Source organism: Comamonas sp. AG1104, assembly GCF_003350425.1.
Lineage (GTDB): Bacteria > Pseudomonadota > Gammaproteobacteria > Burkholderiales > Burkholderiaceae_C > Comamonas > Comamonas testosteroni.
On the sequence record NZ_QQAS01000001.1, the window covers coordinates 740,894 to 757,808 of the forward strand.

Below are 16,915 nucleotides of genomic sequence, written 5' to 3' on the forward strand. Positions count from 1 at the left end.
CTAGCGCCGCAGGGGCGGCGTGTCGGGATTGCGGCGAATCGATAGTTCAAGGCCTGCGACCATCAAGGCGCAGGCCTTGCTGTTTGCAGCCTAAAATCGCCCGATCACGCCACGCGGTCCGTTGCCTGGCGCTATGAAATAGAAAAACTTCGAGAAAGAGCTGTCGTGCAAGTTGCATCCTCCATCTTCAAGGCTTACGACATTCGCGGCATCGTGCCGTCGACACTGACTGAAGAAGTCGCCCGTGGCATCGGCCGCGCATTCGGCATGGCAGCGCTGGTTGCCGGTGAAAAAGCCGTGGCGGTGGGTCGTGATGGTCGTCTGTCGGGTCCCGCGTTGTCGGCTGCGTTGATGCAGGGCCTGACCGAGGTGGGTGTGAATGTGATCGACATCGGCCTGGCCACCACGCCCATGCTGTACTTTGCCGCCGCCACCTTGTGCACCAGCGGCATTCAGGTGACGGGCAGTCACAACCCCAAGGATTACAACGGCTTCAAGATGGTGCTGGCAGGCCGAGCCATTTATGGCGAGGAAATCCAGGCCTTGCGCGCGCGCATGGAGTCCGAGGACTGGACGATTACCGGTGCCGGACAGATCAGCCGCGCCGATGTGCTGGCCGATTACACCGCCCGCATCGTGGGCGATGTGAAGCTGGCGCGGCCCATGAAGATTGTGGTGGACTGCGGCAACGGCGTGGCCGGTGCATCGGCTCCCGCCATCTTCCGTCAGCTGGGCTGCGAGGTGATCGAGCTGTTCTCCGAAGTCGACGGCAACTTCCCCAATCATCATCCCGATCCCAGCAAGCCCGAGAACCTGCGCGATGTGATCCAGGCCCTGCAGACAAGCGATGCCGAGCTGGGTCTGGCCTTTGACGGTGACGGCGACCGCCTGGGCATTGTGACCAAGGACGGCCAGAACATCTTCCCCGACCGTCAGATGATGCTGTTCGCCAAGGATGTGCTTTCACGCGTGCCTGGCGGCTCCATCGTGTTCGACGTCAAGTGCACCCAGCGTCTGGCCCCCGAGATCGAAGCTGCCGGCGGCAAGGCCGTGATGTACAAGACCGGCCATTCGCTGGTCAAGGCTCGCATGAAGGAGCTGGGCGCGCCGCTGGGTGGCGAGATGAGCGGCCATATCTTCTTCAAGGAGCGCTGGTTCGGCTTTGACGATGGCACTTATGCCGGCTGCCGTCTGCTCGAAATCGTCAGCCGCGAAACCGACCCCAGCGCACTGCTCAACGCATTGCCCACCAGCTTCTCTACACCAGAGCTCAATGTGGCCTGTGCCGAAGGCGAGCCCCATCGTCTGGCGGCCGAGCTGCAGGCGCTCGCTGCCACGGAGTTTGCTGAACCTGCCCGGGTCAGCACCATTGACGGCCTGCGCGTGGACTGGGCCGACGGTTTTGGTCTGATCCGTGCCAGCAATACCACGCCGGTGCTGGTGCTGCGCTTTGAAGGCCATACACAGCAAGCCTTGCAGCGCATAGAAGCGCAGATGCTGGCTTTGCTCAAGCGCGTCAAGCCTGACGCCCAGGTGGGCGCTTCTGCGCACTGATCGAAGCAGCCTCAAGCATGGCCAAACCGGCTCCCATGAGCTTTGCCCGTGCGCTGTTCAGTGCGTTGGCCTGGGCAGTGCAGCCGCTGCTGCGGCGCAAGCTGCGTCGCAGAGCGCTGGCTGAGCCAGGCTACGGCGTGGCCGTGCCTGAACGCTTCGGCCATTACCAGCCTGCAGATCTGGGGCGCGATGGACGCGGCCGATGGGTGTGGATTCATTCGGTGTCGCTGGGCGAGACCCGAGCTGCCGCCATTCTGATCAAGGCCTTGCGCGAGCGCATGCCGTCTATGCGTCTGCTGCTGACGCACAGCACTGCGACGGGGCGAGAAGAGGGCGCAAAGCTTCTCCAATCAGGCGATGTTCAAGTCTGGCTGCCTTGGGACACGTTGGGCGCAACGCAGCGCTTTATTGCGCAGTTTCACCCCGCCGTGGGTGTGCTGATGGAAACCGAGATCTGGCCCAATCTGATTGCAGGCTGTGCCAACGCAGGCATTCCCCTGGTGCTGGCCAATGCGCGGCTCAATGCCAAGTCCGAAGCGGGGGCGCTCAAGATGGGGGCGATTTCGCGCCCGACCTATGGTGCACTGGCAGCCGTCTGGGCACAGAGCGAGGAAGATGCGCGCCGCCTGCGTAATGTGGGCGCGCAGGTCAGCGCCGTGCTGGGCAATCTGAAATTTGATGTGCAGCCCGACGAGCATTTGCTGAGTCTGGCTGCGAGCTGGAAGCAGCGCTTGAGCAAGCCCGTCGTGCTCTTTGCCAGTAGCCGCGAGGGCGAAGAAGCCCAGCTGCTGGAGCAGCTTAAAAGCCAGCCGGAAGCAATGCAGGCTGTGCAATGGCTGATCGTGCCGCGCCATCCGCAGCGCTTTGAGGCAGTGGCGCAGCAGATTGCGGATGCGGGCTTTGCGGTATCAAGGCGCAGCCAGTGGCCAGCGCAGCCACCCGCGCTGGCCAACGCTATCTGGCTGGGTGATTCCTTGGGCGAGATGCCGCTGTACTACGCCATGTCGCATCTGGCGTTGATGGGTGGCAGTTTTGAGCCTCTGGGCGGGCAGAACCTGATTGAGTCGCTGGCCTGTGGCACGCCCGTGATTCTGGGGCCGCATACCTTTAATTTCAGCCAGGCGTCTGAGCTGGCCGTGCAGGCCGGTGCAGCCATTCGCAGTGCCGATATGGCCCAGGCCGTGCAGGATGCGCTGGCCTGGGTTCAGAACGGTGCCGACCTGGAAGCCGCCCGCGCCAAAGCACATGACTTCATGACGCAACATCGCGGCGCAGCCGGTGCTACGGCGGATGCGATTGTGCGGCTGATGAACTAGTGAAATAAGAGCTGCTTGCGCTGATTCAGCAAGTATTTCAGATAAGAAACAGCAAAATTATGGTTTGTATAAAGCGCTAACAGCTATTGTTTCAGTAGCGATTGCTTCACCGTTGTTCCAGCTGGCGGTTTCGCTACTTAACGTGCTTTACGCTGGTGCGCTACAGGTTGGGCAGGTACTGCGGGTGTTTGGGGCGTGGTTTTTTGAACGACCGGCGCTGGCAAAGTCAGGCTGTCAATGCTGCGAAGATCATCATCTGTCAGCACGCCCGCAGCCTGCCTGAGCTTGAGCTGGCCCAGCAGCACCTGATAGCGCGCATTGGCCAGATCGCGCTCGGTCTGGTAGACCTGACTCTGGGCGTTGAGCACATCGATATTGATGCGCACGCCAACCTCATAACCCATCTTGTTGGCTTCCAGCGCACTCTGGCTGGAAGCGAGCGCGGCTTCCAGCGCCTTGACCTGGGCCTGGCCGGACTGCACGCCGAGGAAGGCGGTGCGCGTGGCCTGCTCCACGCTGCGGCGGGCATCGTCGAGCTGAGCGCGGGCTTTTTCCTCCAGCGCCACGGTTTCCCGGATGCGGTTCTGCACCGCAAAGCCCGCAAACAGCGGCATGTTCATGACCACGCCGATCTGGGCCGCGTTGGTGCGATAGCTCAGGGGAATGGATGGAGTCATGGAGCCGTTGGGATAACGGTTGACCACATAGCCGGCCTGCAGGTCCACGGTGGGCTTGTGGCCGGCCTCGGCCTTCTGCGTGTCCAGTCGGGCGATGTCCAGGGCCAGTTGGGCCTGGCGCAACTGGGGCTGGGCGGCCAGGGCCTTGTCCACCCAGTCTTGCATATTGTCGGGCTCCACCCTTGGCAAGGTCAGCGGCGCAGCCAGCGGCGTGGGCTGAATGCCGACTCGGCCCACGAGCTGATCCAGGGCCACGCGCTTGACCTGCAGGTCATTTTGCGCAGCGATTTCCTGGGCCGTGACCAGATCGAAGCGTGACTGGGCTTCGCGTGAATCGGTGATGGTGGCCGTGCCGACTTCGAAATTGCGCTTGGCCATCTCGAGCTGGGTGCTGATGGCCTGCTTTTGCGATTGGGCCACCTGCACGCTGTCCTGTGCGGCCAGTACATCGAAGTAGGCCTGAGAGACTCGAACGATCAGGCTTTGAGCTGCGGCGTCCAGCTGAGCCTGGGCCACATCCACGCCGCGCTGCCCCTGCTCGTAGGCAATCTTGTTGGCAGGACGGTACAGCGGCTGCTGGGCGCTGAGCTGCACGTTCTGTTGCGTGTTGTTGAAGCTGCTGGCCATGCCGGGTAGGGGCACGGAGGTATGGATGTCCACATGGGTGCGGTTGGCACCCGCCGACAGACCCACGTTGGGCAGCAGCCCGGACAGGGCTTGATCGGCGCGGCTGGCCGCAGCCCTCGCATCGGCTTGCTGGGCCTGCCATGAAGCGTCATAGCCGCGGGCCTGGGCTACCAGCTCGGACAAGGTCTGCGCCTGTGTCTGAGCGCCGGCCCATGCCAGCAAAACTCCCAAGGAAATGGCACGCAGAGCGTGGGCGGAGGGGGCTTGCAGGGGCCTGGGCAGCTTGGTCATAGATGTCAGGGTTGGGCGGTCTCGATCACAACGGAAAACTCAACAAAGCTCTGGATTGTCCGAGCAATAGGCCCGGCAATCTTTCAATAACGGGGAACGCCCGGGTCGGCGCTGAGCGACCAGGCGTCAATGCCGCCGGTGATGTTGCTGACGTCCTCAAAGCCGTTGTTGAGCAGAAACGCGGCCACGCTCATGCTGCGTGCGCCATGGTGGCATAGGCAGGCGACGGGGTGGTCGGGGTCCAGCTCCTGCAGGCGGCCGGGGATATCGTGCATGGGAATGCAACGCAGCTCGAAGCCTTCACCGGGCTGAATGCTGGCCAGGGTGACTTCCCAGGGTTCGCGCACATCCAGCACAACGGGCTTGACGCCGTTCGCGGCATGAGAGGCCAGCCATTGCTGGAACTGGGCGGGCAAGACCTGGGTCAACATAAAAACTCCTGGCGGCCGGCCGTCGAATCTGCGGGCCGGCCCTGACACTGAAAGACAGGCCCTGCCGGATGCACCGAAGTGACGGTTGCATAAAGCAGGGCGAACGCAACAAGCGTTTAGAACGAGAAGCGCGAAGGCTCTTCAAAGCCCACGAGGCGTGTGGCAGCGGTATCCCAGGGTTGCTGGACTTCGAAGTTGTTGCCGTTCTTGGTCACCAGTGTGAAGCGCATCACGGGCATGTGACCGACGATGGCGGCAATGCGGCCGCCTTCGTTGAGCTGGGCGTAAAGGGCGTCGGGGACCTGAGCCACCGAGCCGCTGAGCACGATCACGTCAAACGCACCCTGAGCCAGGGAAGCTGTGGCACCGTTGGCCAGCTTGACTTCGACATTCTTGACGCCGGCGCTGAGCAGATTCTCACGGGCCATTTCGGCCAGCTCGGGGTCGATCTCCAGCGTCACGACTTCCTTGGCCTGGGCGGCCAGCAGGGCTGCCATGTAGCCGGAGCCGGTGCCGATCTCGAGCACGCGGTCGGTGGGCTTGATCTTCACGTCTTGCAGCATGCGCGCTTCGATCCTGGGGGCCAGCATGTGCCAGCCTTTGGCGGCAGCTTCTTCGGCAGTGCCCTTCAGGGGGACTTCAATGTCCATATAGGCCATGTTCGCGTATTCGGGCGACACATAGTCTTCACGGTGGACCTTGCCCATCAGCTCCAGCACGGACTCGTCCAGCACATTCCAGGGACGGATTTGCTGTTCGATCATGTTGAAACGAGCCTGCGCGTGCACATCGCGCGGGTCCACTTGGGCATTCATTGGCAGGGCCATGGTATCTCCGGGGAAAGACTTATCAGGACAAACCATCGATTCTACGAGCCTCGGAGGCTTCGTGCGGCGGCTCAGCGCTTTTTGAGGGGGCGCCAGACCATTTACGGCGTATCCAGTTGGCAAAATCATCGAGATAGCAGTACACCACGGGCACCACGACCAGAGTCAGCAGCGAGGAAGTGATGACGCCGCCGATCACGGCCTGGCCCATGGGGGCGCGCTGCTCGGAGCCTTCGGTGACGGCAAACGCCAGCGGCACCATGCCGAAGATCATGGCCAGCGTGGTCATCAGGATCGGGCGCAGGCGCACGCGGGCCGCCAGCAGCAGCGCTTCGTTGCGCGGCAGGCCCGGCTCGGTCTGGCCGCTGACCTCGTTGACGCGGGGTTCGCGGGCGCGGATGGCAAAGTCCACCAGCAAAATGGCATTCTTGGTCACCAGCCCCATGAGCATGACCACGCCGATGATGGAGAACATGGACAGGGCCGAGCCGAACATCATCAGGGCCAGCACCACGCCTATCAGTGTCAGGGGCAGCGAGGTCATGAGAGCCAGGGGCTGGAGAAAGCTCTTGAACTGGCTGGCCAGAATCATGTAGATGAAGATGATCGCCAGCATCAGCGCGGAAATCGCGTAGCCAAAGGATTCGGCCATGTTCTTGGCCGCGCCGCTGAACTGGTAGCTGTAGCCGGGCGGCATGGGAATGGTGGCCAGCGCCTGCTTGATATCGGCCGTGACCTCGCCTGTGCTGCGCAGATAGACATTGGCGTTGATGGCGACCTCGCGGTTGAGATTGCGGCGGTTGATCTGGCTGGGGCCGGTGCTGTCCACCACGCTGGCAACCTGGTTGAGGCGCACGATGCGCATGCCGCCATCTCCGGTGGCCAGTGCAAACGGCAGCCGCTCCAGGTCCTGCGGCGTGGTGCGCGCCTCGGGCTCGAGCCGCACATTCACGTCATAGGTCTGGTCGTCGCTGGCCCGCCAGTTGCCCACGGTCTGGCCGGCCACCCAGGTGCGCAGCGCGCCGGCCATATTGCCTATCGACAGGCCCAGATCTGCCGCGGCATCGCGATGGACCGCGATACTGACCATGGGCTTGTTGGGCTTGAGGCTGGAGTCCAGATCGACCAGGCCCGGAATGTCGGCTATGCGCTCCTGCACGATCTGGCTCAGGCGGGCCAGCTCGTCCAGATCCGGGCCCATGAGCGAGAACTCGACCTGCTTTTGCCCGCCCACGGCCTCGCGCAGGCCCACGTGGGTGAGCTTGATGCCTGCAATCGCCTGCAGCCTGGGGCGCAGATAGGCAGAAATCTCGTCCACATTGCGGCTGCGCTGGTGGCGGTCAACCAGGCGCACATAGATATTGGCGTAGTTCTTGCCGTTGGCATTGCCGGTGTTGATGGTGGTCAGCGTGTAGCGCACCTCGGGCAAGGCGCGCAATATGTCCGTCACCTGTCTGGCCTTGGCTTCGGTGGCTTCTATCGAGGAGCCTTCGGGGGTGTTGAAGCTGATCGAGGTTTCCGAGAAGTCCGCCTTGGGTACAAATTCGGTACCAAGCAAGGGTACAAGAGCGATGCTTGCTATGAAAATAATGAATGCCAGCGCCAGGGTGAGCAGCTTGTGGGCCAGCGACCAGCGCAGTATGCCCTGGTAGAAGTCCGAGAGCCGATCGCTCATGCGCTCCACCCAGGCCGTCACGCGCCCCAGCGTGCGGTCGTACAGGCTTTTGCTGCCATGCTCGCCATGGGCGTGAATCGCCGGGTCATGCCAGACGCTGGAAAGCATGGGGTCCAGCGTGAAGCTGACAAACATGGAGATCAGCACGGCTGCCACGATGGTGATGCCGAACTCATGGAAGAACTGCCCGATGATGCCGCCCATAAAGCCTATGGGCAGAAATACGGCAACGATGGAAAGCGTGGTGGCGAGCACGGCCAGCCCGATCTCCTGCGTGCCTTCCATGGCTGCCTGGTAGGCGTTCTTGCCCATCTGCACATGGCGCACGATGTTCTCGCGCACCACGATGGCATCGTCGATCAGCAGGCCCACGCACAGCGAGAGCGCCATCAGCGTGACCATATTGATGGAAAAGCCGAACCAGTACATGAAAAGGAAGGTGCCGATCAGCGCGATGGGCAGTGTCAGTCCCGTGATCACCGTGGAGCGCCAGGAGTTCAGGAACAGAAACACGATGAGCACCGTGAGCAAGGCACCCTCGATCAGTGTCTGGCGCACGTTGTCCACGCCCACGCGGATGGCGCGCGAGTTGTCGGCAATTGCCTGCAGGCGCACGCCGGGCGGCAGCTCGGGGGCGATGGCCTTGATCGCTGCATTCAGGCCGTCGACCACCTCGATGGTGTTTTCGTCCTGGGCTTTTTGAACGGACATCAGCAGGGTACGGCTGCCGTTGTACAGCGCCAGGGTCTGCAGCTCCTGCGCATCGTCCTGCACGCGGGCCAGCTGGCCGACGCGGATCGGAGCGCCATTGCGGTGGGCCACGATGATGCGGGCGAATTCCTCGGGGCGCTGAATGCGGGCATCGATCTGCACCACGCGTTCCTGGGCCTTGGAGCGGATCGCCCCCACAGGCAGATCCTGGTTCTCGGCCCGCACCGCCTGGGCAACCTGCTCGGGGGTGATGGAGTAGGCCTCAAGCGCCTGCGGGTCTAGATAGACATTGATTTCCCGCTTGGTGGCTCCCACCATGTTCACGGCGCCCACGCCGCGCACGTTCTCCAGCCGCTTTTTCAACACCTGGTCGGCCCAGCTGGTCAGTGCAATCGCATCGGGCGGTGTCACGCTCTGGCCATCGGGGGCGGTCTCGCCGTGCAGGGCATGGGGGTCTGGCAGCACGGCCAGCGACCAGACAGCCGTGCTGGCCGGGTCGAAACGGATGACACGCGGCTCCTTGACCTCGTCACGCAGAGTGGGGCGCACCGAGGCGACCTTCTCGCGCACATCGTCGGCAGCGCGGCGCCCGTCTATATGCAGCTGGAACTCGATGATGACGACGCTGGTGCCTTCATAGCTGCGTGAGGTCAGGGCATTGATGCCGGCGACCGAGTTGACGGCCTCCTCGATCTTCTTGGTGACCTCGCTCTCCACGATCTCGGGCGAGGCTCCCGGATACTCGACCGTCACCACTACCACGGGAAATTCGATGTTCGGGAACTGGTCGACCTTGAGCCGCTGGTAGGAAAAAACGCCCAGCACCACAAAGGCCAGCATGAGCATGGTGGCCAGCACCGGGTTTTTCAGACTGATGCGCGTGAACCACATTTATGGGCTCCCGGGGCGATCTGCATCCGCCGCCTTGGCGCCTTGGGCAGCAACCGCAGCCGGGCTTGACGCTTCAACCAGCGTGCCTTCGCGCAGACCGCCGGTGCTGCCGGCCAGTACTCGGTCGCCCGCATTCAGGCCCTTGAGTATCTGCACCCAGGTTGCGCCTTCATGGGCGGACTGGCGCCCCAGTTCCACGGTCCTGTGAACCACGCGAAGCTCTGTGCGGCCGGCCATCTCCTGGGCACGCTCCGGTGCGACTGCGGCCACGGCCGGCTTGCCGGCTTGCAGCACTTGCACATAGGGCAGGGGTTTGTCGGTGCGCACGGCGGCCAGAGGCACGGCCAGTTGGTTGTCCTTGCCGGTCGTTATGCTTCCCTGCAAGAAGAGGCCGGGGCGCAACTGGGGCGCGCGCTGGCTGTTATTGTTCTTGGCGGCCTCATTCTCTTGTACCGCCAGATAGGCGGCCACGGTGCGCGAGCCGGTCTGGGCGCTGGGATTGATGCGCGCCACCTTGGCGCTGATGGCGGTCATATCCTGGGGGGCACCGGGTACTTGCAGCTCGGCCATCTGGCCGACCTGGACCTGTACCGAATCTGCGGGTGCGAGCTGGGCCATGATTTCCAGCTTGGCTGGGTCGACGACTTCGACAATGCGCGCTTCCACACCGACGCGCTCGCCGTTCTGGACAAAGCGCTGGGCGATCTGTCCGTTCATGGGGCTGGTGATGACGGCGTCGGTGACGGACTTGCGGGCCGCATCGGCGGCGGCCTGGGCGGCGGCCAGATTGGCGCGGGCCGAATCCAGGTTGGCCTGAGAGGTCAGTAGCGCCGTGGTGGAGATAAAGCCTTTTTGTACCAAGGCTGCATTGTTGTCCTGATTGCGCTGGGCAATCGCCAGCTGGGCTCTGGAAGCGTCGGCCTGCTGCTGGGCCTGGCGCCAGCGTGCCTCGGCCTCCGTGGCATCGACGCGCGCCAGCTGCTCGCCCTTGCGAACGCTATCGCCTTCGCGCACCGTCAGGCCGCGCAGCTCGCCCGCGACATAAGCCTTGACCACGGCCGAGTTCACCGCCTGAACCACACCGTTGAGCGGAACGCTCAAAGCAAGCTGAAGGGGCTGGGCCGTCAGAACCTCCTGGGCAGCCAGTTGTATGGGCAGCTCCTGCGGAGCCGCAGCATGGTTCGCGGCCTGTTTTTTATGCTGCAGATTGACGACTGCGCGCCAGCCTATGACGACCAGCAAGCCGATGAGGGCCAGACTCAAGGCCCAACGGCCGGAACGCTTCATGGTGTGTATCCCTCTGAGGCAGGTTTTTCTGTTCTATGCGCCACATGGTAGGTGCGCCGTAAACGGCTTGTATTGCAAAGCAGCAAGCAGTGTAGTGGGCGCCCTGCAGCATAGCGGGGCGGCAATCGCTGTCATTGGTGAAAATGGGTAGTTGATTTGAGCTACGCTTGACGCGTCTTAAAAACAAGGAGCCGGTGATGGCAGCGGAAACCATTTATCTGGGCGGAGGTTGCTTCTGGTGCAGTGAATCTGTTTTTAAATAAAAAACTCAATAAAATCAATTGTTTGTGAAATTTGTAAAGTGATAATTTGTGAAATTCCAGTCTTTTTCACCAGTCGCTATCACAAATAAATAACTTGAATTTTTTGCTTTGCTACTAATTTTAGGTCGCATGGGCTTGCCGGAGGTGAGGCCAGGTGACCACCCTGCCGAGAGGGCTAAACTGTTGAATGAGATTTAAATTCCTTTGACTAAGGTGTGAGAATATTTATGGAAGATGAGATACCAGAGTACCCAAAAGAAATTGAGGTTGAATGGAGTAAAACTCACATATCAATGATTTTGTTGTCGTTTTTTATTTGGCCTGCATTTTTTTACATAAATCAAGGTGATATTTTTCCTAAAATATTATCAGTTGCTGGGTTGTTTCTCAACTCCGTTGGGGCAACAGTTGCGACACTAAAACCTCCATTTTATGGTTTATATATGGATGGAGGTGCATTGCAAAGAAAGAGTGAAAAAATAGCATATAAATACTTTAGGTTCGGTATGCTTATAGTCGCTTTAGGATTTATCTTGCAGGCAGTTAAAGAGGTCCTTTGAGAAATTTATCAAGCGAATTTAATAGAGGCTGAATAAGAAATTATTTGTGATTTTTTGGGATTTTTGGCTTGCAAGAAACTAGGTAAAGTCGAAGCTATTTTTCAGGTCTTAGAGGATTGGAACGCTGGAATGAGTTTATTTGCAAAGCTTGTTAAGTTTCGAAAAAAAATTAGAATAAATCAGAAAAGAATTATCGAGACAATAATAAAAGACCATTCTGCAAACATTTGCATATTTTGTGGTACGGACGACAACCTTACCAAGGAGCATGTAATTCCGCAATGGGTCTACAGTCATTGCCCTGAAAGATTTTTTATAACAACAACAAATGGTAGCGAGCAAACCTACAATAAAACAACAGTCCCTGCTTGCAGTGACTGCAACACCAATCTTTTAGGTGCGCTTGAAAGACATATTAAACATGAATTTGAGAAAGCTGATTTCAAAGAAAAAGGATTTACTTCAGAGAATCTAGAGTTAATTATTATTTGGCTCGAAAGTTTGGAGTATAAATTTCAAGTGCTTGATTTGCGCAGGAAATTGAATAGGGTCAAGGGTGGCGAATATATTCCATATATTGGGAAGATGCCAATTTCAATGTTTCAAGGGCCATTGGATACAAGTCCAGCAAAAGTTTTTTCTAACTTGCGCTCTGCCCTAAAAGTACTGGGCGTTAAATCAAAAGTACCAAGATTAAACTCGTTATGCGTACTCCATACTAAAAATGAAAACTTTCATTTCTTCCATTCTAGTAATAATTTTATATTTATTGAGTTAGCGGTTTTTGGGGTTGCATTTTTCTATTTCTATAAAGAAAATTTTGACAAACATGAAGATGCTGTATCAAAGGTATTTGAAATTGTCAAAAAAGAGTATTCTAAAAAAGAAGCAAAAAAATAATAAGAGTATCCATCTGCTATATTATTTCTTGAATGCCAGAGGCATGTTTTCTCTCAAGATAGAAGGGGGAGCTAGTTCCTCTGGAACTTGCTGACGCTCTTGCACGCTAAGGCGTGTGGGTTCTGGTGTTTCATTGGCTTTATCTAGTTTCTTTTTCAAAGGACTACCGCCAACCTTTAGAACATAATCAAAAGCTTCTTGAGCCTTCTTCCTTTGCTCCTGCTCTTGTATAAGGCTAGCCTCATATTTTTTGTGTAGCCTTTCTTGTTCTCGTCGGTTTTTTAATTTCTCGGCTTCCAATTTTTTGTCATATTCTTTAAGGGCACGCTGTGCGTCTTGCTCTGCTGGGGTAAGTTGATTCCAACCAGTAAAAAGGCCGGTTTTAATGGTTTTTGCCATATTTCCTAGCTTTACTAATGGTTTTTGAGCTTCTTTAAGTGCCTGAGCTTTACCAGCTTTTAAACCTCGACGATAGCCTTTTTTCTCTGCTTGCTTAATTGCATTGGCAAGCTTGTCGTCGTGCTTTTTCTCACTGCTGATGCCACGTCTTAGACCCGTTGCTTTGCTGTAGTTGTCTTGCCATTTAGTGGAAGTAACTGGGGTAAAAAACTGCTTTGCAGTGAGTTTTCCATTTACAACAGGGACAACAAGTAAATGCATATGGGGTGTCTTCTCATCCATATGAAGGATAAGATTAACAACGTTTTTACCAAATTCATTTTGTACCCAAGCGACAGTATCAGTTTTCCACTTTTCAAAATTATCTTTTTTCAAATGTTTTTGAACTCTTGCGAGTTTCTGCCAATAAACATCCATTCGGTCTTTATAGTTTGCAGGTATTAACTCATCCCACTGCTCTCTTGTAATACTGGCTTTTTCAAAATCGTAAAAATATTCCGGTGAAGCTGAAAGCACAATCTCTATTGCGCGATTCGCGTCTTTACGAACTGCTGTTTTTAAATCTAAATCATCAATGATTTGATTGAGAGTTTTAACAGTGTCACGACTGCCGAGAAGTAGCTCGTTATCGCTGCTGCGAGAATGGTTTACGTTCGGCTCTGTCTTGCTTCCACTTGCTCGCAAGTTGTGATTATGGGCGGCAGTCTCGGTGCCCTGGTCAATCTTCTGTATTCTTAATGACGCAAAATTCATAAATAAACTCCTGTTATTATTTTTATAGGGTTATTTATTTTGTAAGAGTAACGCTCAAAATGAATGACCTAACAAGCATAGCGCGTTAGGGTATTTTGCGTCCGCAGGACCCCGCACCTTCGCAGAAGGTATAGTGGGTGTATACCTTACGCATATACATATTATAAGAATAACGATTTTTTGGCAAAAATCAAATACCAGAATACCAAGATTAGATGGCCCCTGATGGGTGGGGTACTTATAAATAAAAAAGAGCACCATAAAGGTGCTCTTGTGAATTTTATTTATTCTTGTTTATTGTTGCGTAAAAATATTGACACTCTCCAAAGATATATATACTAAATCGTAGTAGAAATAATAAATGGAATGCTAATAATGCTTATATGTCAATAGATATACATAATCTAATTTATTATTAGATTATGATTGAGCCAGAGAAGGCAAAGTCTACCCAAAGCCCAAAATATAACAATCGAAAAATGATTTTATTTTGTGCTGTTGACTTTCCTTGCTCTGGCTCGATATGTATAAAAGCACTTGTGTAAATGCACTTATGCATATCGCCGTCGTTTAGGACTGATAACTATTAAGCTGTATCAGTTTTGCAGTTCGTAGTGCTTAAACTACTTAAGCGGGGTCTGCTCTGAGTCTTCCCTAACGGCTTTGCTTAATTCCCATTCTCGCCGTCTTTAAACAATACTGAACCTAATCCATAAGTTATACAGAATAGGTATTTAATGCGTATTTCAAGGTTACAGGTTTAACTGCATAAGATGCTTTAGTCTTACGACATGGCTAGTCCAGTTAGCCTACGCTTAAAATCTATTCTGCTGTAATGTTTTCTGAGTATTTTTCGAATCGTGATAATTAAATGACGCATAAAAAAACACCCTTCAGTTTCGCTGTGGGTGTAGATGAATACTTGACTTTTCATAAAATCTTTTTTATTATATTTCTACTACAGCGACCAAACTGTTAATTAAATTTATATAAGATTTTTCTGAAAAGTCAAATATGAATTTGAAAAGGAACCTTTCGGTTCCTTTTTTATGTGCTTTTCTTGAGTGAGAAATAGTGCTTGCTAGTTACATTGGGGTTTTTGTGTCCTATAGATTTCAAAACGCCTTCTTGCGTTTCAAGATTAGGGCGGTCTTTTTCTACTTCTTTAATAGTCTTTTCCAAGTGTCTTATGTTTGAAATTCCCAGAATTTCCGCGATTAGCAATGAGTTCTGTCCACCAATTTGCTCAATGAAGTTAGAAACCGCTTCTTTTCTTAGTTTATGAGCTGTAATATCTTCCATTCCATTTGCTTTTAATAGCTTCGTATATGAGCCTTCGAAGCCGGATACAGTGTATTTAAATAATCTATCTTGTTTTGGGTTTTTTGTTATTTGAGCTAGAACGTCTTTGGCTTTCTTTGTGAGAAATACTGTTCGAGGGTCTGTTTTGGTGGTTTCTAGCTCAATATAGCTTTCGTGTATTTGAGACCATCTAAGTAGAACTACTTCGCTACGCCTCATTCCAGTGAATAGCATGAGCTTGATGATATGGCTCATATCTTTATTGCTGTATGAGTCAATAACGCTTAGATATTGTTCTAATTGCGCTTCTTCAAACCTAAAGAATTTTTTCTTGGGCTTCTGTGAAAAACCCAATAATTTTTTATCAATCCTCAATACAGGGTTGTCGTGTAAGATGTATTTTTCATTAAAATATTTAAGATTTCTGAATATATTGCTGATAAAGGTTAATTCTCGCTCAATCGTTCCACGCCGTTTTTGCATTGCCGTGCGGTTAACGATATAAGAATTCAGGACATTAGGGGTTATTTCTTCTATTGTGCAATCGTTTAAACGCTTTTTTTCAGTATTAACTTTATGAAAAGCCCCAATACCTTTATCAGTTCCCAATAAAATGAATTGATTTCCGATGATTTCAAAGAATTTTACGATGTTGTAATACTGGCGATAAAGTTTTTTATCGTCTGCTGTTTTAAATAATTGTGAATATCGCTTGGAGCTAATCCTGTTTATTGCCCTTCTTTTTTGTTCTTCATTGATTAAGGGGCAGATGCTGGGGAATTTAGGCTCTATGTATGTCTTAAGGTACTGGTCTACATAATCTGAGAATAGAGGCTCTACAGTGCCTAAAATTCGCTGAAGAATTAGTTTTCCTTCGTAACTCTCCAGCGATTTGTTTACATCAAATATAAGTGGGATAGGTTTTAAACCTAGTTTTTTCCTCTGTTCATTGAGGAAGATTGTGGCTGTCTCAAGGTCTGCAAAGAGCTTGTTGACCTGCAAGCCCTTACGGTTCATCTGCACTCTGTACGATGTGACGACGATGCCTTCTTTGGTCGTTCGTGTGAGCTTTTGAACACCCTTTGGAAGTTTGTAGAGTTGTGAAATTTGCATAAAAGTTGTGAAATTTCAGAAAGGAATTTAAAAGCATTATGAATGAAATCAATAACTTAAGTCAACAAACCATCTACCTCGGCGGAGGTTGCTTTTGGTGCACTGAAGCCGTATTCGACCGTGTGCGCGGCATTGTCGATGTGCAGAGCGGCTATGCCAATGGCCACCTGGATCATCCCAGCTACGACGATATCTGTACCGGACAGACCGGCCATGCCGAGGTGGTCAAGCTTGAGTTCGACCCTGCGGTCATCAGCCTGCGCGATGTGTTGCTGATCTTCTTCGGCACCCATGATCCGACCACACTGAACCGCCAGGGCAACGACGTGGGCACGCAGTACCGCAGCGCGATCTTCACCACCGACGCGCAGCAAACGGCCGAGGCACAGGCATTGCTGCAGGAAATGCAGAACGAAAAAGCATTTGATGCGCCCATGGTCACTCAGATCGAGCCCCTGACCAATTACTGGCCTGCCGAAGACTATCACCAGGACTATTTTCTGCAGCACCCCGGCCAGGGGTACTGCGCTTTCGTGGTGGGCCCCAAGGTGCAGAAGTTCCAGAAAGCGTTTTCACGCTGGCTCAAGGAATAAGCCAGTCTGTCAGCGTATGGCCCGGAGTGCAGATACACTCTGCAACCCTTGGCCGCTTTCGCACCGTCCGAGGCCGAACTAGCTCCATAACGTGTCACTTCACTCCCATCTGCGTCGACCCACCCGCTCAGCCCGTGCTGACGGTCGTCTGTGTCTGCGCGAAATCTGGGTGATGCGCTGGCTGATGGGCCTGCTGGCCCTGGCCATGGTGCTGGGGCCGACGCTGGGCCAGATGCACCGTGCTGTTCACCTGGGCAGCTCGCCCGGGGGCAAGATCTATGCGGCGCACAGCCATGCGGCACCCACGCTATCGGCAGCCTCTGCCGAAGTGGCGGGAGATTGCCAGGCCGACCGCAGCAACTGCGCCTCGGACCTGTCCTGGGTGCATGCGCTGTTTGCCGGTCATGGACCGGCAGAATGCCAGCTGCTGGACCAGGCCAATCACGGCTATGCCGGACCTGTGGCCGTGCTTGCTTTCAGTGCGCCGCCACCCGACAGCTTCATCCCCCGGCCTTTTGCTCCCGCGCCCAGATCCGTCTTTATTGCAGCGCCGCTGGCTGCACGCGCGCCCCCTCTGTCTCTCAGCTCCCTGGCCTAGGTAAGAGCCATACTGCGGCATGGCTTGCCGCCCAGGCCAGAAACTTCAGAATTGATAGCTATAAGCGCTTTATAGATAAGCGATTAAGGCTGTTTTTATTGAATATCCGTGCGTACTTTCTTTGATCGTCTGCGTGCGCACGGTTGT

At 54.6% G+C, this 16,915-nt stretch carries 13 protein-coding genes; 6 read left to right on the forward strand and 7 right to left on the reverse strand.

What is annotated here, in order from left to right; all coding sequences use genetic code 11:
• Window positions 1–165: 165 nt before the first annotated feature.
• Window positions 166–1,554, forward strand: coding sequence for a phosphomannomutase/phosphoglucomutase (locus DFO48_RS03225; RefSeq protein WP_003079192.1), 1,389 nt, complete (start codon window positions 166–168; stop codon window positions 1,552–1,554).
• A 17-nt stretch (window positions 1,555–1,571) separates the two neighbouring features.
• Window positions 1,572–2,870, forward strand: coding sequence for a 3-deoxy-D-manno-octulosonic acid transferase (locus DFO48_RS03230; protein WP_114862506.1), 1,299 nt, complete (start codon window positions 1,572–1,574; stop codon window positions 2,868–2,870).
• Window positions 2,871–3,007: 137 nt separating this feature from the next.
• Here the strand turns inward: DFO48_RS03230 and DFO48_RS03235 are convergent, their stop codons facing one another.
• The 5 genes from DFO48_RS03235 to DFO48_RS03255 form a co-directional block, all read right to left on the reverse strand.
• The gene (locus DFO48_RS03235) at window positions 3,008–4,465 is read right to left on the reverse strand and encodes a TolC family outer membrane protein (protein WP_114862507.1); all 1,458 of its coding nucleotides are present in this window, start codon (window positions 4,463–4,465) and stop codon (window positions 3,008–3,010) included.
• Window positions 4,466–4,548: 83 nt separating this feature from the next.
• Window positions 4,549–4,896: a rhodanese-like domain-containing protein gene (locus DFO48_RS03240; RefSeq protein WP_003079187.1), complete on the reverse strand. Its 348-nt coding sequence runs from the start codon at window positions 4,894–4,896 to the stop codon at window positions 4,549–4,551.
• 116 nt (window positions 4,897–5,012) lie between these two features.
• The gene (locus tag DFO48_RS03245; RefSeq protein ID WP_114862508.1) at window positions 5,013–5,723 is read right to left on the reverse strand and encodes a protein-L-isoaspartate O-methyltransferase; all 711 of its coding nucleotides are present in this window, start codon (window positions 5,721–5,723) and stop codon (window positions 5,013–5,015) included.
• A gap of 22 nt (window positions 5,724–5,745) precedes the next feature.
• A complete protein-coding gene (locus tag DFO48_RS03250) occupies window positions 5,746–9,000 on the reverse strand; it encodes an efflux RND transporter permease subunit (protein WP_114862509.1) in 3,255 nt (1,084 codons plus the stop codon).
• Window positions 9,001–10,287 (reverse strand): efflux RND transporter periplasmic adaptor subunit, encoded by a 1,287-nt coding sequence (locus DFO48_RS03255; RefSeq protein ID WP_114862510.1) that lies wholly within the window; start codon window positions 10,285–10,287, stop codon window positions 9,001–9,003.
• 490 nt (window positions 10,288–10,777) lie between these two features.
• Here DFO48_RS03255 and DFO48_RS25095 point away from each other — a divergent pair, with 490 nt between their 5' ends.
• Both DFO48_RS25095 and DFO48_RS03260 read left to right on the forward strand, forming a co-directional pair.
• On the forward strand, window positions 10,778–11,110 hold the full coding sequence (locus DFO48_RS25095) for a hypothetical protein (RefSeq protein WP_147282722.1): 333 nt from the start codon (window positions 10,778–10,780) through the stop codon (window positions 11,108–11,110).
• A gap of 54 nt (window positions 11,111–11,164) precedes the next feature.
• Window positions 11,165–12,010 (forward strand): HNH endonuclease, encoded by an 846-nt coding sequence (locus DFO48_RS03260; protein WP_233506292.1) that lies wholly within the window; start codon window positions 11,165–11,167, stop codon window positions 12,008–12,010.
• A gap of 21 nt (window positions 12,011–12,031) precedes the next feature.
• Here DFO48_RS03260 and mobV read toward each other — a convergent pair whose 3' ends face one another.
• The gene (gene mobV / locus DFO48_RS03265) at window positions 12,032–13,162 is read right to left on the reverse strand and encodes a MobV family relaxase (protein WP_114862512.1); all 1,131 of its coding nucleotides are present in this window, start codon (window positions 13,160–13,162) and stop codon (window positions 12,032–12,034) included.
• A 1,047-nt stretch (window positions 13,163–14,209) separates the two neighbouring features.
• On the reverse strand, window positions 14,210–15,481 hold the full coding sequence (locus DFO48_RS03270; RefSeq protein WP_158545653.1) for a site-specific integrase: 1,272 nt from the start codon (window positions 15,479–15,481) through the stop codon (window positions 14,210–14,212).
• A gap of 134 nt (window positions 15,482–15,615) precedes the next feature.
• Between DFO48_RS03270 and msrA the strand changes: the two genes are divergently transcribed.
• Both msrA and DFO48_RS03280 read left to right on the forward strand, forming a co-directional pair.
• Window positions 15,616–16,170: a peptide-methionine (S)-S-oxide reductase MsrA gene (gene msrA, locus DFO48_RS03275; protein ID WP_114862514.1), complete on the forward strand. Its 555-nt coding sequence runs from the start codon at window positions 15,616–15,618 to the stop codon at window positions 16,168–16,170.
• Window positions 16,171–16,342: 172 nt separating this feature from the next.
• Window positions 16,343–16,768, forward strand: a complete 426-nt coding sequence (locus DFO48_RS03280) for a hypothetical protein (protein WP_114862515.1) — start codon at window positions 16,343–16,345, stop codon at window positions 16,766–16,768.
• Window positions 16,769–16,915 lie beyond the last annotated feature (147 nt).